This window comes from Streptomyces sp. NPDC007084, from assembly GCF_040703595.1.
Classification (GTDB): domain Bacteria; phylum Actinomycetota; class Actinomycetes; order Streptomycetales; family Streptomycetaceae; genus Streptomyces.
This window is the reverse complement of the sequence record NZ_JBEYFY010000055.1, coordinates 30,439-46,982: the sequence shown is the minus strand read 5'-3', so window position 1 is coordinate 46,982 and position 16,544 is coordinate 30,439. Positions and strand designations below refer to the sequence as shown.

General features: G+C 71.0%; 13 protein-coding genes. 6 read left to right on the top strand and 7 right to left on the bottom strand.

The features are described 5' to 3' along the window. Positions 1–261 precede the first annotated feature (261 nt). On the top strand, positions 262–1,194 hold the full coding sequence (locus AB0912_RS29600) for a Ku protein (protein ID WP_366705168.1): 933 nt from the start codon (positions 262–264) through the stop codon (positions 1,192–1,194). A 224-nt stretch (positions 1,195–1,418) separates the two neighbouring features. On the opposite strand, the gene AB0912_RS29595 is transcribed toward AB0912_RS29600, so the two are convergent. Beyond that, entirely contained in the window at positions 1,419–3,242 is a 1,824-nt protein-coding gene (locus AB0912_RS29595; protein WP_366705166.1) for a cellulase family glycosylhydrolase, read from the bottom strand. 803 nt (positions 3,243–4,045) lie between these two features. Between AB0912_RS29595 and AB0912_RS29590 the strand changes: the two genes are divergently transcribed. After that, complete coding sequence (locus AB0912_RS29590) at positions 4,046–6,154, top strand: glycoside hydrolase family 6 protein (RefSeq protein ID WP_366705164.1); 2,109 nt, start codon at positions 4,046–4,048, stop codon at positions 6,152–6,154. 107 nt (positions 6,155–6,261) lie between these two features. Here the strand turns inward: AB0912_RS29590 and AB0912_RS29585 are convergent, their stop codons facing one another. Together AB0912_RS29585 and AB0912_RS29580 are read right to left on the bottom strand one after the other, a co-directional pair. Next, positions 6,262–6,822 (bottom strand): dihydrofolate reductase family protein, encoded by a 561-nt coding sequence (locus AB0912_RS29585; protein WP_366705162.1) that lies wholly within the window; start codon positions 6,820–6,822, stop codon positions 6,262–6,264. 59 nt (positions 6,823–6,881) lie between these two features. Next, positions 6,882–7,835 (bottom strand): RNA polymerase subunit sigma-70, encoded by a 954-nt coding sequence (locus AB0912_RS29580; RefSeq protein WP_366705159.1) that lies wholly within the window; start codon positions 7,833–7,835, stop codon positions 6,882–6,884. Between the two features lie 285 nt (positions 7,836–8,120). On the opposite strand from AB0912_RS29580, the gene AB0912_RS29575 reads away from it, so the two are divergent. Further along, positions 8,121–10,451 (top strand): FUSC family protein, encoded by a 2,331-nt coding sequence (locus AB0912_RS29575; protein WP_366705157.1) that lies wholly within the window; start codon positions 8,121–8,123, stop codon positions 10,449–10,451. Positions 10,452–10,576: 125 nt separating this feature from the next. Here AB0912_RS29575 and AB0912_RS29570 read toward each other — a convergent pair whose 3' ends face one another. Both AB0912_RS29570 and AB0912_RS29565 read right to left on the bottom strand, forming a co-directional pair. Next, entirely contained in the window at positions 10,577–12,649 is a 2,073-nt protein-coding gene (locus AB0912_RS29570) for a glycosyl hydrolase family 28-related protein (protein ID WP_366705155.1), read from the bottom strand. Positions 12,650–12,834: 185 nt separating this feature from the next. After that, positions 12,835–13,599, bottom strand: a complete 765-nt coding sequence (locus tag AB0912_RS29565; RefSeq protein WP_366705153.1) for a methyltransferase domain-containing protein — start codon at positions 13,597–13,599, stop codon at positions 12,835–12,837. Between the two features lie 114 nt (positions 13,600–13,713). Here AB0912_RS29565 and AB0912_RS29560 point away from each other — a divergent pair, with 114 nt between their 5' ends. Further along, positions 13,714–13,851, top strand: coding sequence for a hypothetical protein (locus tag AB0912_RS29560; RefSeq protein WP_366705151.1), 138 nt, complete (start codon positions 13,714–13,716; stop codon positions 13,849–13,851). Positions 13,852–13,864: 13 nt separating this feature from the next. Here AB0912_RS29560 and AB0912_RS29555 read toward each other — a convergent pair whose 3' ends face one another. Further along, complete coding sequence (locus AB0912_RS29555; RefSeq protein WP_366705149.1) at positions 13,865–13,990, bottom strand: hypothetical protein; 126 nt, start codon at positions 13,988–13,990, stop codon at positions 13,865–13,867. 255 nt (positions 13,991–14,245) lie between these two features. Here AB0912_RS29555 and AB0912_RS29550 point away from each other — a divergent pair, with 255 nt between their 5' ends. Next, entirely contained in the window at positions 14,246–15,304 is a 1,059-nt protein-coding gene (locus AB0912_RS29550) for a helix-turn-helix domain-containing protein (RefSeq protein WP_366705147.1), read from the top strand. Positions 15,305–15,317: 13 nt separating this feature from the next. Here the strand turns inward: AB0912_RS29550 and AB0912_RS29545 are convergent, their stop codons facing one another. After that, a complete protein-coding gene (locus AB0912_RS29545; protein WP_366705145.1) occupies positions 15,318–15,857 on the bottom strand; it encodes a TerD family protein in 540 nt (179 codons plus the stop codon). A 251-nt stretch (positions 15,858–16,108) separates the two neighbouring features. Here AB0912_RS29545 and AB0912_RS29540 point away from each other — a divergent pair, with 251 nt between their 5' ends. Beyond that, the gene (locus AB0912_RS29540; RefSeq protein WP_366705143.1) at positions 16,109–16,462 is read left to right on the top strand and encodes a VOC family protein; all 354 of its coding nucleotides are present in this window, start codon (positions 16,109–16,111) and stop codon (positions 16,460–16,462) included. Positions 16,463–16,544 lie beyond the last annotated feature (82 nt).

Genomic DNA, 16,544 nt, shown 5'->3' with positions numbered 1-16,544 from the left:
CTCCGCCTTGCAGCTGCACGCACCCTGCCCCGCTCGGCCCAGCCGACAAGGCGCCGCACTCCGGCGCCACCTGATCCAAACGACACGCCCTAGGCCTGGAACCGGCTCACCGCCGCCCTCCTCACCGACTTCGCCCGGGTCCCCGACGCCCCCGGTCGATCATCGCCACGGAGTCGCTGACCGCGGCGGATCGGTGGACACTGGTGACGCCTGCCCCCAGCACGGCTGGGCCTCTCGTCCATCCTGTCGTGGAGGTTTCGCATGCCCCGCACCGTCTGGTCCGGCGCCATCTCGTTCGGCCTGGTCAGCGTGCCGATCCAGGTGGTCAGCGCGACCGAGGACCACTCCATCCACCTGCACCAAGTCCATCTGGAGGACATGTCCCGCGTCCGGGTGCGGAAGGTCTGCGAACTCGAGGACCGCGAGGTGGCACAGTCCGAGATCGGCAAGGGCTACCAGTGGGGCAAGGACACCATCATCCCCGTACTCGACGAGGAGCTTCGGGAGATGCCGCTGCCCACGGCGAAGGCCATCGAGATCGAGGCGTTCGTCCCGGTGGACTCCATCGACCCGATCCAGATCGGTGACGGCTACTACCTCCAGCCCGCCGGACAGGCCGCGGCCAAGCCGTACAAGCTGCTCCGCCAGGCCCTGGAACGCTCGGCGAAGGTCGCCGTCGCCAAGTACGCGTGGTCGGGGCGCGAGCGGCTGGGGCTGCTCAGGGTCCGGGACAACGTGATCGTGCTGCACTCCATGCGCTGGCCCGACGAGGTCCGCGACCCCTCCTCCCTGGTTCCCGACCCGGTGGAACTCACCGACGACGAGATCGCCGGAGCCGAACAGCTCATCGAACGCATGACACGCGACGACCTGGACGGGCCCGAGTTCGTCGACCACTACAACGACGCCGTCGCCGAACTGATCAAGGCCAAGCGGGAGGGGGCCGAGCCCCCCGAGGCGCCGCCGGAGACGAAGCCCGCCGGGAAGGTCGTCGACCTGATGGCCGCGCTCCAGGAGTCCGTGGCGAAGGCCCGCGAGTCCCGGGGCGAGGAAGCGACGGTCCACGACCTGCCCAAGAAGAAGAGCGCGGCCAAGACCACCTCCGCCGAGGGCGCCAAGAAGACGGCCGAGAAGCAGCCCGCCAAGAAGACCGCGAAGAAGACGGCTGCCGCACGCAAGTCGCGGAGCGCGTGACCGGCAGGTCGCCGGACCTTCGGGACGGGCTCCGGGCCTTCGGGGCTTCAGGCCTTCGGGCCTTCGCCGGCTCCGGTCCCCCTCCGTCTCCGTCTCCGTCTGCGTCTCCGGCGGGTGGCGCGTAAGGGAGCGGGCCGGTGTGCGCCGGAAGACTACGCGTCCGGTCACGCCTCGCGGCTGCGGCACGTGACACGCCGCCCGTCGGCCCGCTCCCCACAACGCCCTTAACCAGCCCGGCAGTTCAGCACCGGTGCGCCCGCGCCGCCCGGTGCGGCGCCGAAGCCGAAGCCCGTCGAAGCGCCGGGCGCGATCGCGCCGTTGTGGTCGGCGTTCGTCGCGGTGACCGTCCGGCCCACCTGGCTGTAGGAGGCGTTCCACATGCCGGAGACGGTCTGGTTGCCCGGCCAGTCCCAGGTGACCTGCCACGACCTGGTGGGTGAGGAACCCGTGTTGGTGACGGTGACGTCGGCGTTGAATCCGCTGCCCCAGTCGCTGCTCACCTTGTAGGTGGCCTTGCAGCCGGCGGAGCCGCCCCCGGTTCCGGTGGTCGTCGCGGTGACGGACGTGGAGGCGGGAGAGACGTTGCCGGCCGCGTCGCGGGCCCGCACGGTGTAGTCGTAGCGGGTTCCGGCGGTCAGGCCGGTGTCCGTGAAGGTCGTGCTGGTGACCTGGCCGACCCTGCCGGTGCCGCGGTAGACGTCGTAGCCGGCCACCCCCTTGTCGTCGGTGGACGCGGTCCAGGACAGCGACACGCTCGACGCGGTCGTGGCCGTCACGGTCAGTCCGGCCGGCGTCGAGGGCGCGGTCGTGTCTCCGCCGCCCCCTCCCCCGCCCGCGGCGAAGCCCGGTGCCTTGATGGCGGCGAGGTAGCCGTCCTTGACGGTGTCCACGGTCTGCCAGTCGTCCTTGAGAATGCCGCCGGTGTCACCGGAGTCCGGATTCCAGGACCAGAAGGTCCAGTTGAAGCTGTCGGCCCCGTACGTGCCGGTGGGGCGCAGGTAGTCGACAAGGGCCGCGAGCCACTTCTGGTCCACGGTCGACTGAAGTGTGGTGCCGAACTCACCGAGCCACACCGGGGCGATGTTCTGCTTGAAGATGTAGCCCCAGTTCTTGTCCCAGATGGCCGGCATGTTGGCCGGGAACGACGGGTCGTTGAACCACGGTTGCTGGGCGACGCTGGTGGCGTAGTCGTGGGCCGAGTAGACGAGGCGGTTGGCGACACTCAGCCGCACCGGCGCGGAGGCGACGCCAGCGAGGTTGCCGCCCCACCAGTTGCTCTGGCCGTTGACCGTCTGCACGCCCTCCACGAAGATCAGCAGGCTGGGGTTGACGGACAGGACCGCGTTGCCGGCCCGCTCGGCGGCGAGCCGCCAGTCGACACTCGTGTCGCCGCAGCCCCAACAGGCCGGGTCGTGCGGCTCGTTGTGCAGGTCGATGCCGATCACCGCGGTGTTGCCCTGATAGCGGGCCGCGAGCGCCTTGAGGTCGGAGATCCAGGTCGTCTCGGGGACCGCGGAGGTGTACCAGAGTGCCGACTGGGCGCCGGAGTCGGGGCGATGGCGGTCGAGTACGACCTTGAGGCCGATCGAGCCCGCGTAGTCGACGATCTTGTCCATCACCTGGAGCGAGTTGAGGCCCTGCAAGTCGGTGTTCAGGCCGTTGGCGTAGGTGATGCCGTTGGGCTGGGTGCCCTTGAAGATGTCGTCGCTGTAGGGCAGCCGGATGGTGTTGTAGCCCAGGGTCTTCATCTGGTCGATCATCGACTTGTAGTCGCGTGACCAGAGGCCGTGCGTGACGTAGTTGGCGGTCTCGAAGCCGAACCAGTTGACGCCGGCCATGCGCACCGGCTGGTTCTGCGCGTCGAGGATGCGTCGGCCGTCGGTGTGCCAGTACCCGGCACCGGCGGCTGCCGCCGCGCTCGACGGGGAGGAGGGCGCGGCGGCAGCCTGTGCGGGTCCGGCGACCGTGAGGGGGACGAACGCGGCGAGGGTTGCCGCGACGAACGCGACCAGGGCGCGCCGGACACGAGCTGCGGGTGGGTGACGCATGGTGGGGGTCCTTTCGGGTGGGAGCGCTCCCATCAATGGGCGCACGTCTCCGAACAGGCAGGCGGATGAGCGGGTACGGGAGGAGCGCGTACGAGACGAACGGGTTCGGCACAGGTGAGCCCCCGCCGCCAGGCAAGTGCGGCCGGGCATCCGGCCTGACGGCTCCCGAGGACCGGCAGGAGTGTCCCGCTCCCGACGGCCGGCTCGTCGAAGCCGGACTGCGCACATGGAAGCCACTAAGCGTGTCCGCGTCAATACTTCACGCAATGATCGCCTCGGTGGCTCGGCTCGGCGGAACAACGGCGCGTGAGCCGCGAAGCCCCCGCCACCACCTCCGCACCCGCCCCCACCTGGACCGCGCCCACCCGGGGCCGCTCACCCGCAACCATGATCGCGCAAATCCGACAGGATGTCAGGAGCCCATTATTCGCAGGGGTGTTGACATCCACGGTCGAGGCGCCGCACTTTGGGAGCGCTCCCACGTTCGGTGCCCCTGTCCCCGCCGTCATCTCGGCGACCGGGCACCGCGTCAGCGCACGACGACGAAACGCCGGGCCCGGGCCCGGGCCCGGACCGCCGCCGTGGTGCGCTCCTGTCCGGCAGCCCTTTCGGCTCCACCCCGCGCGACGCACACGGTCGCGTCCTCGTCCTGCCCGCTCGCCCTCGCCCGCCCCGCCTGTCCTGCGCTCTTCCGCACGGGGCGTCCGCGAACCCGCACCAGCACGCACCCGCACCCGCACCGTCCGTACCTGTCCGTTCTCCCCCGGAGTTGACCGATGATCTCCCGTAGACCCCACTCCCCCATGCGCCGAAGTGGCCCCAAGCGGACCGCTGTTCTGGCCGCCGGCGCTCTGCTCGGCGCTCTGTCGGTGGCCGCCCTGCCGGCCACCGCGACGGCCGCCGCGAAACTCGACAACCCGTACGTCGGCGCGAAGGCGTATGTGAACCCCGACTGGTCGGCCAAGGCGGCTGCCGAGCCGGGTGGTTCGGCGGTGTCGAACCAGCCGACGTTCGTCTGGCTGGACCGGATGGCCGCGATCCAGGGCACTCCCGGCGCCCGCGGCCTGAAAGCGCATCTCGACGCGGCGAAGGCCCAGGGCGCCAACCTCGTCCAACTGGTGATCTACGACCTGCCGGGGCGGGACTGCGCCGCGCTCGCCTCCAACGGCGAACTCGGCCCCGACCAACTCGCCACGTACCAGAGCGACTACATCGACCCGATCGCCGCGATCCTCGCCGATCCGGCCTACGCGAGTCTGCGGATCGTCAACCTGATCGAGCCCGACTCGCTGCCCAACCTGGTGACCAACGCCGGAGGCACCGCCGGTTCCACTCCCGAGTGCGCCACGATGAAGGCCAACGGCAACTACGAGAAAGGCGTCGGCTACGCCCTGCACAAGCTCGGCGCGCTGCCCAACACCTACAACTACATCGACGCCGGCCACCACGGCTGGCTCGGCTGGGACAGCAATCTCGTGCCGTCGGCCCAGGAGTTCAAGAAGGCCGCCACCTCCAACGGCGCCACCGTGAACGACGTGACGGGCTTCATCGTCAACACCGCCAACTACTCGGCCACCAAAGAGCCTTACGTCAAGGTGACGGACACCGTGAACGGCCAGACGGTGCGCCAGTCCAAGTGGATCGACTGGAACCAGTACAACGACGAGAGTTCGTACGCGCAGGGTCTGCGCACCGCGCTGGTCGGGCAGGGCTTCGACGCCGGTATCGGCATGCTCATCGACACCTCGCGCAACGGCTGGGGCGGTCCGGCGCGGCCGACGGGTCCCGGTCCGGCGACGAGCGTCGACGCGTACGTGGACGGTGGCCGCGTCGACCGGCGCATCCACGCGGGCAACTGGTGCAACCAGAGCGGGGCCGGCCTCGGTGAGCGTCCGACCACCGCGCCCGACACGGGAATCGACGCCTATGTGTGGGCCAAGCCGCCGGGTGAGTCCGACGGGGCCAGCCAGGCCGTCGACAACGACGAGGGCAAGAGCTTCGACCGGATGTGCGATCCCACCTACACGGGGAACGGGCGCAACGGCAACAACCTCACCGGCGCGCTGCCCAACTCCCCGCTCGCCGGGCACTGGTTCTCCGCGCAGTTCCGCCAGCTGCTCGCCAACGCCAGCCCGCCGGTGGGCGGATCGGGTGGCGGTGGCGGCGACACGCAGGCCCCGACCGTTCCCGGCGGCCTCACCGTCGGCTCAACCACGAGCAGCAGTGTGGCCCTGAGCTGGACAGCTTCCACGGACAACACCGCCGTCACGGGATACGACATCTATCGCGACGGGACGAAGGTCGGCAGTTCGACCACCACTTCCTACACCGACAGCGGTCTCTCCGCGTCCACGACCTACCGGTACACGGTGCGGGCCAAGGACGCGGCGGGCAATGTGTCGGCCGCCTCGGCGGCCGTGTCCGCCACCACCAAGGCGTCCTCGGGCGGCGGGGGTGGGACACCGGGTCTCAAGGCCCAGTACAAGAACAACGACTCGTCCACCGGCGACAACCAGATCAGGCCCGGCCTCAGGCTGGTCAACGGCGGTTCCGGCACGGCCGATCTGTCCAAGGTGACCATCCGCTACTGGTTCACCGGAGAGTCGTCCTCGGCCGGTTACCAGACCTTCTGCGACTGGGCGCAGCTCGGCTGCTCGACGGTGAAGACCTCGGTGGGCGCGGTGTCGCCGAACCGTACGGGCGCCGACCACTACCTGGAGGTGGGCTTCACCTCGGGTTCGCTGGCGGCCGGAGCCGACAGCGGTGATCTCCAGTTGCGCCTGGCCAAATCCGACTGGTCGAACTTCGACGAGTCGGACGACTACAGCCACGGCGCCAACTCCTCGTACGCGGACGCCTCGAAGGTGACCGTCTATGTGGCGGGCGCGCTCGTCTGGGGCACCGAGCCGTAGAGGGACCGACCGGCCGGCACGCCGGGCACGGGACCGGGGCGGGTGACGCCGCTCCGGTCCCCTGTAGCGCCCTGTCCGCCCGTGTCGCGGGGCCCGGCCTCCCGTACTTACACGGAGCCTGGCCTCCCGTATCGCGTGAGCACGGCGGCGCCCGCCCGCTCGGCCGACAGGCACTCCAGGTACTCGGGCGGACCGCCGGCGGGGAAGAGCCGTTCCCCGGTGCCGAGGATCGTGGGGAAGGTGAGGAGCCGGTACTCGTCCACCAGGTCCGCCGCCCTGAGCGTACGGACGACGCTCAGGCTGCCGGTCACGATCACGTCGCGCCGCTCCTGTTTGACGGCGTCGGCCAGATCTCCCTCCAGGACGCGGGAGTTGGCCCAGGCGGAGGCGTCGGTCAGGGTGCGGGAGGCGACGATTTTGGGCACGGCGTTCATCCGTGCGGAGAACGGGTCGTCGCGGCCGGGCCAGAGCCGCGAGAACAGCCGCCAGGTCCGGTGCCCCAGCAGCATGACCCCGTCGTCCAGGACGGGGCCGAGCCGGAACTTGTCCCCGGCGACCGTCTCGGGCCCGTGCCGGAACGCCCAGCCGCCGGCCGGGGTGCCCCCGGAACCGTCCGGGTCGGACACGATCCCGTCCAGGGTGATGAACTCGATGACGATGACACTCACGATGGTTGTCGTCCCTTCGGTCGATGCTCACCGGTACATACCGGCGGCACCGGCCGGACTCATCGCGCCCGGCGGGATTCGTCCCGGGAGATTTGCCGGGGCAGGCCGAAGGCCTCGAACACCGCCGGGTCGGCGAAGACGACGTTGTGCGCGATCCGGCCGCCGGCGAGCCTGAGAACCTGGAGGGTGTGCAGCGCCAGGGTGCCGTCCGGTCCGTGCCCGGGCCCGGGCGGCGCGTACGCGGCCAGTGCGGGCTGTCCGTTGGCGGTGAGCGCTCGCATCGCCCATCCCGTCCCCCGCAGGTCGAAGACCCTCCGGATGAACCGGCCGTAGTCGTGGCTGCCGCGGTACCACAGCGGCACCGGCGGCATCTCCAGCACGACCGCGTCGGTCAGCAGACGCACCAGCGCCGGAACGTCGGCCGCCTCGAACGCCCGCATGTACCGCTGGACGACGGCGTGCAGTTCCGGATCGTCCGGTTCGGTTACCTCGCCCAGGTCGCCCGCGTCGGCGAGTGCGGCCCGGGCCCGCTGCAAGGCGCTGTTGACGGCGGCCACCGTGGTACCCAACTGGGCGGCCACCTCGGCGGCGCTGAAGTCCAGAACCTCCCGGAGCACGAGCACGGCCCGCTGCCGTGGCGGCAGCACCTGCACCGCCGCCACCAGCGCGAGCCGCATGTCGGTGCGCACGCCGATGTCGAACCGGTTGTCGGGGAACGGCTCAAGCCAGGGGATGTCCGACGCCGGGGTGAGCGGCGCCCCGGGATCGTCGCTCGGTCCGCCCAGCCCGGAGGGCAGCGGGCGCCGGGCACGTCCCTCCAGCGCGGTCAGGCATACGTTCGTCGCGATCCGGTACAGCCAGGTCCGCACGGACGCGCGCGTCGGGTCGTAACGCTCACGTGCCTTCCAGGCGCGCAGCAGGGTCTCCTGCACCAGGTCCTCGGCGTCGTGGAACGAGCCCGTCATCCGGTAGCAGTACGCCACCAGCTCACCTCGGTACGGCTCGTAGTCCACCGGGCCATGATGCGGGTTCGCACGGCCGGCCGCCGAGTGTTCCGGCCTTCCGCGCCCGTTGCCTGCCTCCCTCCGGTCACCTGACCGCTCGGATCGCGTGACCGCACGGCTGGCTTGACCGCACGGCTGGCTTGACCGCTCGGATGCACGGTTTGCGTGACCGCTCGGATTACGTGACCGCCGGGGTACCGCGTCTTGCGTCCGTTGATCGAACGAGCTGTCAGAGTGACGTCCTAGTGACGCCCTGGTCCTACGAAGCCGAACGTGCCTGGGGAGGCATCTGCTGTGAACATCGTGCGGTCCCTGCTGCGGCGCGACGCGGGTTACACCGCGCTCCGGAGGTCGGTCAGAGCCGCGATCGTCGCCCCGGGGCTCTTCGCCCTCACCCGGGCGATCACGGACAGCCCCGTCGTCCCGCTCTTCGCCGCGTTCGGGTCGATCGCGATGCTGCTGTTCGTGGAGTTCGGGGGGCCGATGCGGGACCGGGTCGCCGAGCAGGCCGCGCTGGTCGTGACGGGGGCGGTGCTGATCTCGCTCGGCACGCTGGTGTCCCGCGAGGTGTGGCTGTCCACGCTGTCCACCGCTGTCGTGGCCTTCCTGGTGCTGTTCTCCGGTGTGGTCAGTTCGGCGCTGGCCGGGGCCTCCACCTCGCTGCTCGTCAGCTTCATCCTGTCCGCCACGCTGCCCGGCCCGGCGGGCGCCATTCCGGACCGGCTCGCGGGCTGGGGCCTGGCGGGCGTGGCCTCCCAGTTCGCCATCCGGTTCCTGTGGCCGGCTCCGGTGCGTGAGCCCCTGCGGACCGCCACCGCCGGCGCGTGCGGCGCGCTCGCCGCGCAACTGCGGGCCGAGGCGGACTGTGTGCTGCGCGGATTCGGCACGGCGGACCGGACGGCGCTCGGCACGATCTCGGACGAGACGCGCGACGCGGTGGCATCGCTGCGGGACACGTTCTTCGCGACCCCTTACCGCCCCACCGGGCTGTCCACGTCGACCCGTGTGCTGATCCGGCTCGTCGACGAGGTGCTGCTGCTCGCGACGATCCTGGACCGCGCCCCGGTGGGAGAGACGACGGGCCCCACGGACGCGATCGTGTGCGGGGTGAAGACGGCCGCCTCGGATCTGCTGAAGGCGAGCGCGGAGCCGCTGGGCGGCCCGGACGACGGTGACCGGGGTCGGCTGGCCCCGTTGCAGGAGCGCCTCGTCCAGGCCCGGTCCACGATGGAGAGCGCCGTGACCGCGTTCCGCCCGAAGACCACGGACGGCGGTCAGGCCGAGCCGATCCCCGCCGACGGCCGGGGCGAGCGCACCGCGACCGGGTTCGTGAGTTCGCTGGAGCCGAGCTTTCGCGCTCAGGAGATGAGCTTCGCCGTGTCCGCGATCGCGCGGAACGTCGATCTGATCCTGGCCGCGCGCCGGCGCACGCTGTGGCAGAAGATCACCGGCCGGCGCCCCGACGGCGCCGACTCGTCTCTGGTGTCGGCGCAGCAGCGGGCGGGGGCGCACGCCGAGCGGCACTCGGTGTGGCTGCACAACAGTGTCCGGGGCGCGATCTCGCTCGCGCTCGCGGTGCTCGTGGCGGAGCTGTCGGGGGTGCAGCACAGTTTCTGGGTCGCGTTCGGCACGCTGGCCGTGCTGCGCTCCAGTGCTGTGCTGACCGGGCAGAACTCGCTGCGGGCGATCGCCGGGACCACCGTCGGTATCGTCGTCGGCGGCGGGCTGATCTATCTCATCGGGTCGAACACCACGCTGCTGTGGGTGCTGCTGCCCGTCGCCGTCCTGTTCACGGGATTCGCCCCGGCGGCGATCTCCTTCGCGGCCGGGCAGGCCGGGTTCACCGTCTCGATCCTGATCCTGTTCAACCTGCTGGAACCCACGGGCTGGACCGTGGGCATCGTACGGATCGAGGACGTCGCGATCGGATGTGCGGTGAGCGTGGTCGTGGGGCTGCTGTTCTGGCCGCGCGGTGCCGCGTCCGTCCTCGGTCACGCGCTGGCGGAGGGCTTCTCCGAGAGTGCGCGGTATCTGCGCGGTGCGCTCGACTACGGCGTGACGCGCTGCGACGGTCTCGTGCGGACCGCGCCCGTTCCGGACGAGGAGCGGTCTCGCGCGGCGGGGGCGGCCCGGCGGCTGGACGACGCCTTCCGGGGGTTTCTCGCGGAACGGGGCACCAAGCACCTGTCGCTGACCGACGTCACCACCCTGGTGACCGCCGTGGCCGTGCTCCGGCTGACCGCCGACGCCGTACTGGACCTGTGGGAGCGGGAGGAGTCGCCCTCGGCCGCCGACCGTACGGCCGCGCGCGCGGAGATCGACCGCGCGGGCGACCTGCTGGCCGCCTGGTACGAGGCGACGGCGAGGGCGCTGACAGGCGTCGGCGAGGTGCCGGACGCCGAGGGCAAGGACACCGGCGCCGACGAGCGGCTCATCGGCGCGGTCGAGCGGGATCTCGGCGACGAGCGGAGCCGGCGTTCCTCGACCGCCATCAGGCTCGTGTGGACCGCGGACCACATCGAGGCGGCCCGACGGCTCCAGCGGGGCGTACTGGGTCCGGCGCGCATCGTGGCCCGGTTGCAGCGTGAACACAACGCGCGCATGGGCCTGTTCCGGCTCTCCTGACCGCCTGTCTCAGCGACTCGCGCCGCTGTGGTCCCGGCCGGAGAGCCGGCCGGGACCACGCTGTCGTGACTCAGTCGTCCGTCGCGCGGCGGGCGGAGTTCACCCGGTGGGCCGGAGACGATTCGCTACGGCCACGGAGTCGGGGCCGGCGGTGCGACCACCGGGGGACGGTCGTCGCAGGTGATGGTGTTCGGGAGTTCCCAGGACGCCATCCAGGGTCCCGTCGTGCCGCCTCCGTCGTTGCCGCCGAGGTCCCGCACCGCGAACTCGGAGCCCGTGGAGGGGAAGTTGAAGGAGCCGCAGTTGTTGATGCCGACCGCGCCGACGTTACGGGCGTCCACGTTCTCGAAGGACGCCGAGCCGGCGGAACGGGCGCTGAGCACGGACGTGCCGGTGCCGTCCACCCGAATGTCCTTGAAGCGGACGCCCCGGATCGCGTACGTGTCCTTGACCGGGAAGTCGGAGACCAGCATCACCGCGTTGTAGGTGTTGTCGAGGAAGTGGTCGCCGGTGACCTGGATGTCGGCGTCGATGTCGCGTTCCAGGGCGTAGAACCAGATGGCGCCGAGACCGATCTTCCAGTTGAGCTCGAACGGGCCTGAGCGGACGGTGGTGTTGTCCGTGATCCACAGGTGTCCGGTGAACGGCTCGGCGCCGAAGCGGGAGCCGACCTGGATGGCGCTGCCCTCTCTGACGGGGTCGGCGATGAGGTTGCCGGTGACCGTGTTGTCGGTGCCGCCGTAGAGGGCAATGCCGTTGGCGAGGACGGGGGTCTGCACGGTGTTGTGGGAGAAGACGTTGCGCGCGTTGCCGGTCTTCTCCGACCACATGGCGAGGCCGTCGTCACCGCTGTTGCGGACGAAGGTGTCCGACACCGTCGAATCCGTCACGCCGGTATGGAAGTTGAGGCCGTCGGCGATCTGGTCGGCGATCACGTTGCGGGTGACGCGCAGCCGGGTCATCGGGCCGTCGAACCACATGCCGACCTTGGTGTGGTGCAGGTAGAGGCCGTCGATCGTGGAGTCGCTGAGCGCTCCGCCGATGGCGTTGCCCTGGTCGGTGTCGACGCGTTCGCGGACGTCGCCCTCGACGGCGAAGCCGGACAGGTGGACGTTGTGGCTGCCGCCGTCCGCCGCGTCCTTGCCGTAGAAGCCGACGCCGGTGTGGACCGAGCCGTCGGGGGCCGGGGTGCCGAGGGTGACCTGGTGTCCCTTGACGACGGTGTACCAGTTGCCCGCGCCGACGATCGTCACGTCGTCCACGACGATGTGCCGGTTGACCTGGTACGTGCCCGGCGGCAGGTACACCTTGAGGTGCCGCTTCTTGGCGTACGCGATGGCCCGGTCGAACGCGTCGCCCGCGTCACGCCGGCCGGTGGGGTCGGCGCCGAACGCGAGCACGTTCGCCGCACGCGGTTCGATGTGCGGGGCGGCGACGAGCTGGGTGTCGAGCAGGTCGATCACGGTCCAGGCGGCGGCGCTGCCCTTGGGCGCGGTGAGGCGGACGGTGTCGCCGGCCTCGTAGCGCTTGCCGAGCAGGAGTCGCTGTTCGTCGTAGAAGTGGCTGGGCCGGAACGGCTTGTCGACGGTGGGTGCCGGGGTAGTGTCGGCGGGCACGCAGCCGCACTCGGTGATCCACCAGTCGGGGTGCAGCAGGTCGGCCTGGGGGTCGTTGCTGAACGGGTACTGGTTGTACAGCCAGGAGTACTGCGAGGTGAGGGTCATCGTGGAGCGGTGTCTGCCGTCGACGGAGACGTCGAGCGGTGCCGTGATGCCGCCGCCCCGGGGTGCGTCGGGGATGCTGTAGCGCACGGTGAGCGCGTTGGCGGCGCGCGGCAGCCTGAACTCGACGTACTGGCCCGGCTTCAGGCGCACGGCGGTCCGGCCGGATGCCTCGGAGGGCAGGGTGTAGGCAGTGCGGTCGGGGCCGATGACCGTACCGTTCGTCGTCGCGTTCTCCGCCTCCTGCTCCACGAAGTCCACCGCCGCGCCGCGCCCCGCGACGAGGGCGGGGTCGAGGCCGGCCCGGGTCACGGCGGGAGCGCCCGCGCTTCCGGCGTGACCGCCGGCCGCCGGCGCCGGGGAGCCGAGGACGAGGACGAGTCCGGCTGCCGCCGCGGCCACGGCGGCGGTCCTGGCCGGTCTTCGCGCACGGCTGCGGACCCGCTCCGCAGCCCCGTTGGTGCTGTTCCGCGACATCAGAATCTCGTTTCTCTCGGGACGGACGAACGAGGAGGGAGGGCCGTGCCGGTGCGGTGACAGTAGGGCGTGACGGGGCGCGCCTACAAGAGATCGGACGCGTCTTTCCAGCTTCTCGTTGGCTTCCTGCGTTCTTTCATCGATTTCTTGCAGCCGCTTGCGGGCTTCCGGGTGCGGGCCGCCGGTCAGCGTTTCCGGGCGGTGACCAGGGCGAAGGACAGGAGGTCCCCGGCGTCCTCGGCGAGCATCTCGATGACGGCCTCGTTCGCGCTCGGTCCCTGCGGCCGGCGCTCCATGGCGGCCCGGGACCACAACAGCCAGTCCCGCCAGGCGTCCTCCTGCAAGCGCGCCGAGGTGACCTCGACCAGCTCGGTGATTTCCCACTGGAAGCGCCACCACTCCGGCGTGTGCCAGGCGATCGCCTCCCAGCCGACCACCTTCTTGATGTGCGGTGGGATGGCCCCGAGTTCGCGGATCTCGCGCGTCATGGCCGGGGTCGCCACGCCGAGTTGCCCGCCGGGGCGGAGGAAACGCAGCAGGTAGGGGAGATAGCCGTCCGCCGTGCCGAAGTACTCGAACGCGTCCACGCTGACGACGGCGTCGAAGCTCTCCTCCGCGAACGGCAGGGCGTGCGCCTCGGCCCGTACGGCCGTCACCTGGTCGCCGACTCCCGCCTCGGAGAAGACGGTTGCCGCGTCCTCGGCGGCGGTCCACCAGTCCGCCGCGACCACCTCGGCGCCGAACTCCCGTGCCAGGAACACCGATGTGGCGCCCTTGCCGGACCCGAGGTCGAGAACCCGCGTCCCGGGCCGGAGTTCGAGATCGCGGGCCAGGTCCTCCAGCAGCCACAACGGGTTCGGTCCCATGTCGAGTTCGAGCAGCCACGCCGGGTCGTAGCGGGACGAGAGGGGGTAACGGTCAGGACGTATGAGATCAACGAGGTCGGTCACGGGCACGAACCAAGCCGTTCGCACCGCCCGGCACAACCCGTTTTCCCGCGCACCGGCCGGCGCCACCCTCACCCTCTGCCGCAGGGCCCACCCTCGCGGAAGGCGTGAAAAGGTGTGCGCACAACGGCTTTTAGGGGACCGATCGAGGAGCGCACCGGCGAAGCCGAACTGTACGACGCCCACGGCCGGCACGACGCGGCCGTCCGGCTTCGCGACGAGGCCGACGTCCTCAGGGCGTACTTGACGGACTAGAGGTGGATTCCGGTCAGTCGCATTCGCGCGGACGCGACCAGTGGCGGGCCATCTCGCGTCGGTCCCGGCGGATCAGGAACGCGGTGCTGACCACGACGAAGAAGAGGGCAGCGACGAGCGGTGCGATGAAATACGTCATGTCGGCTCCTGTCGACCGGATACGCGCCGCGGGCAGGGACGGGCGGGAGCGATCGCGTGCGCGGCTTCGGTTCCGGTGCCGGACACCGTCTGCCGGTGTCCGGCACCAGAACCCTTCGCAGTGCTCCCCGGATGTCATGCTGCCCGCCCGGCTCCCACCGGCGCATTGCCGAATCCCGGCAGTGTTCGTTAGGTTTTGCATGCCGGTGAGCGGCCGGGGCTCGGCACCGGCGCGTCAAGAGATCAGGGGGACGGCATGACCGACCAGGAGGGTCCTGCGGACTATCTGCAGGGGTACGCGGAGATCCTGGCCGACGTCTCGGCCACCGGCCGGCGCCTCACCCGGGAGGAGATCGAGTCCCGGCGCGCCCTCGGCGAGCGGGCCGCGGACGCCGGCCACCCGCTGCGCGGCCTGGTGAGCGAACACCTCACGGCGGCGCGTGCCGCCTGGCCGCACTCCCCCGGCTCCGCCGACACCGCGCTCGCCGCCGTGCAGCAGGCGGTGGACGCCTTCGCCGAGGGCTACGAACGCGCCCAGCGGCAGGCCGTCCGCCAGGAGGAGGCGGCGCGCCGCGAGTTCATCGACGACCTGCTCTACGGGCGCAGCGACCTGGGCCGCCTCGCCGAACGTGCCGAGCGCTTCGGCCTGCGCCTGTCGCAGGATCACGCGGTCGCCGTCGCGGAGGGCTCCACGGCCTACGAGGAGGGCGACCCGACGCCCCGCCAGGTCGAGTACGCGCTGATCGGCCGCTTCGGCGACCGCGACATCCTCATCACCACCAAGGACGGGCGGCTGCTGTGCATCGCCCCCGGCCGGCACGACGACATCCTCACCTACTTCGCGAAGCAGGCGCACGCCGCCACCGACGGCGGCCGGGTCGGCATCGGCCGGCCGCAGCCCGGGGCCGGAGGCGTCGTCCACTCCTACGAGGAAGCTCTCAACGCCCTGGAACTGGGCGAGCGGCTGGGCATCGAGGACCCGGTGCTGCGCGCCGCCGACCTCCTCGTCTACCCGGTGCTGACCCGCGACCGGCAGGCGATGGCCGACCTGGTCCTCGACGCCCTCGGCCCGCTCACCACGGCACGCGGCGGTGCCCAGCCGCTCCTGGACACGCTCGGCGCGTACTTCGACTCCGGCTGCGTCGCCGCCGAGGCGGCCCGCCGGCTGGCGCTGAGCGTGCGGGCGCTGACGTACCGCCTGGAGCGCATCCACAAGCTCACCGGCGCCAACCCGGCCGACCCCGCGGACCGCTACATGCTCCAGACGGCGACGATCGGCGCGCGCCTGCTGGACTGGCCGGCGCAGGCGCTCTGAGACCGGCGCCGGTTCAGGACGGCCGGATGTCGCCCATCTGCGCGGCGAACGCCGTCGGCGATCCGTCGAAGCCGCGGACCATCTCCCGGAGGGCCCAGGTCCCGGTCGTGTCCCGGGTGAACTCCACCACCGTCGTGGCGGTCGACGCGGCGACCCGCGCGAAGTCGATCTCCAGCAGCTCCGTGTAGTCCTCGACGACCAGAACCCCGGCGCGCGTCATGTCGCCGAAGGTCAGGGCGCCCTGGTTCTGGTGGATGGCCACACCCACCACGACCCGCTGGTACGAGGAGGCGAGCCGGTCGAGTTCCAGCACCATCACCTCCACGAAACCGAGCCCCTGGCCGGTCTCGCTGTGCCGGCTCATGTTGATGGTGCCGTCCGGCGACCGGCTCTCGGTGTGGACGACGTACACGGGACGTCCGTGCGGGGCGTCGGCGGAATAGGTCGCCGCCATGATGTCGAGATGGCGGGGTGGCTCTCCAAACGGGCTGGGATCCCAGCGGAGCTTCACTTCGACCTTGGTGAGCCCCCTGCTGACACCACTCACGGACATTGCCTCCCCTGAACCGAACGCGTATGGCACGCGTCTCCACATCGTCAAGTATGGCTCCGCGCAGCGCTGTTCACGCAGGTCGAGCCGTACTGGTCTTCCGGGGCGCCCGAAACGGCACCCCCGGCCGCCAGGGCGGGACGGCCGTTTCGCCGCGCGTCTCGCGGTGCCGAGCCGCCGGTGGAGGGGACAGCGCGGAGGTCCCCGGTGTGGTGCGGGCCCCCGCGGTGGGCCCGTGCTGGCAGGATTGCGGCATGGAACATGTGCTTGGAATCGGTGGGTACTTCCTGCGGTCCGCCGACCCGGCGGCCCTCGGCGCCTGGTACCGGGACAACCTGGGTCTGGACACGGACGGGAACGGCCTGTGGCGGCAGGAGGCCGGGCCTACGGTGTTCGCGCCCTTCGAGGCCGAGACCGACTACTTCGGGTCCCGCACGCAGCAGACCATGCTGAACTTCCGGGTCCGCGACCTGGACGCGATGCTGGCCCAACTGCGCGCCCAGGGTGCCGACGTGGCCCAGGAGACGCAGGACATGGAAGGGGTCGGCCGGTTCGGCTGGGTCACGGACCCCGAGGGCAACCGCATCGAACTGTGGCAGCCCTCGTAGTCCGCGCGGCCCCGTCCCGTACGGTGCCGGGCAGGCCCGGTGAGCACCCGGTCGCGGCCCCGTGACTACGCCCCGCTCCCTC

Excerpts from the sequence above, each read along its gene's own strand:
- AB0912_RS29550 (WP_366705147.1), top strand. The coding sequence starts at position 14,246 with ATGACCGACCAGGAGGGTCCTGCGGACTATCTGCAGGGGTACGCGGAG.
- AB0912_RS29590 (WP_366705164.1), top strand. The coding sequence starts at position 4,046 with ATGCGCCGAAGTGGCCCCAAGCGGACCGCTGTTCTGGCCGCCGGCGCT.
- AB0912_RS29555 (WP_366705149.1), bottom strand. The coding sequence starts at position 13,990 with ATGACGTATTTCATCGCACCGCTCGTCGCTGCCCTCTTCTTCGTCGTG.
- AB0912_RS29540 (WP_366705143.1), top strand. The coding sequence starts at position 16,109 with ATGGAACATGTGCTTGGAATCGGTGGGTACTTCCTGCGGTCCGCCGAC.
- AB0912_RS29570 (WP_366705155.1), bottom strand. The coding sequence starts at position 12,649 with ATGTCGCGGAACAGCACCAACGGGGCTGCGGAGCGGGTCCGCAGCCGT.
- AB0912_RS29545 (WP_366705145.1), bottom strand. The coding sequence starts at position 15,857 with ATGTCCGTGAGTGGTGTCAGCAGGGGGCTCACCAAGGTCGAAGTGAAG.
- AB0912_RS29600 (WP_366705168.1), top strand. The coding sequence starts at position 262 with ATGCCCCGCACCGTCTGGTCCGGCGCCATCTCGTTCGGCCTGGTCAGC.
- AB0912_RS29595 (WP_366705166.1), bottom strand. The coding sequence starts at position 3,242 with ATGCGTCACCCACCCGCAGCTCGTGTCCGGCGCGCCCTGGTCGCGTTC.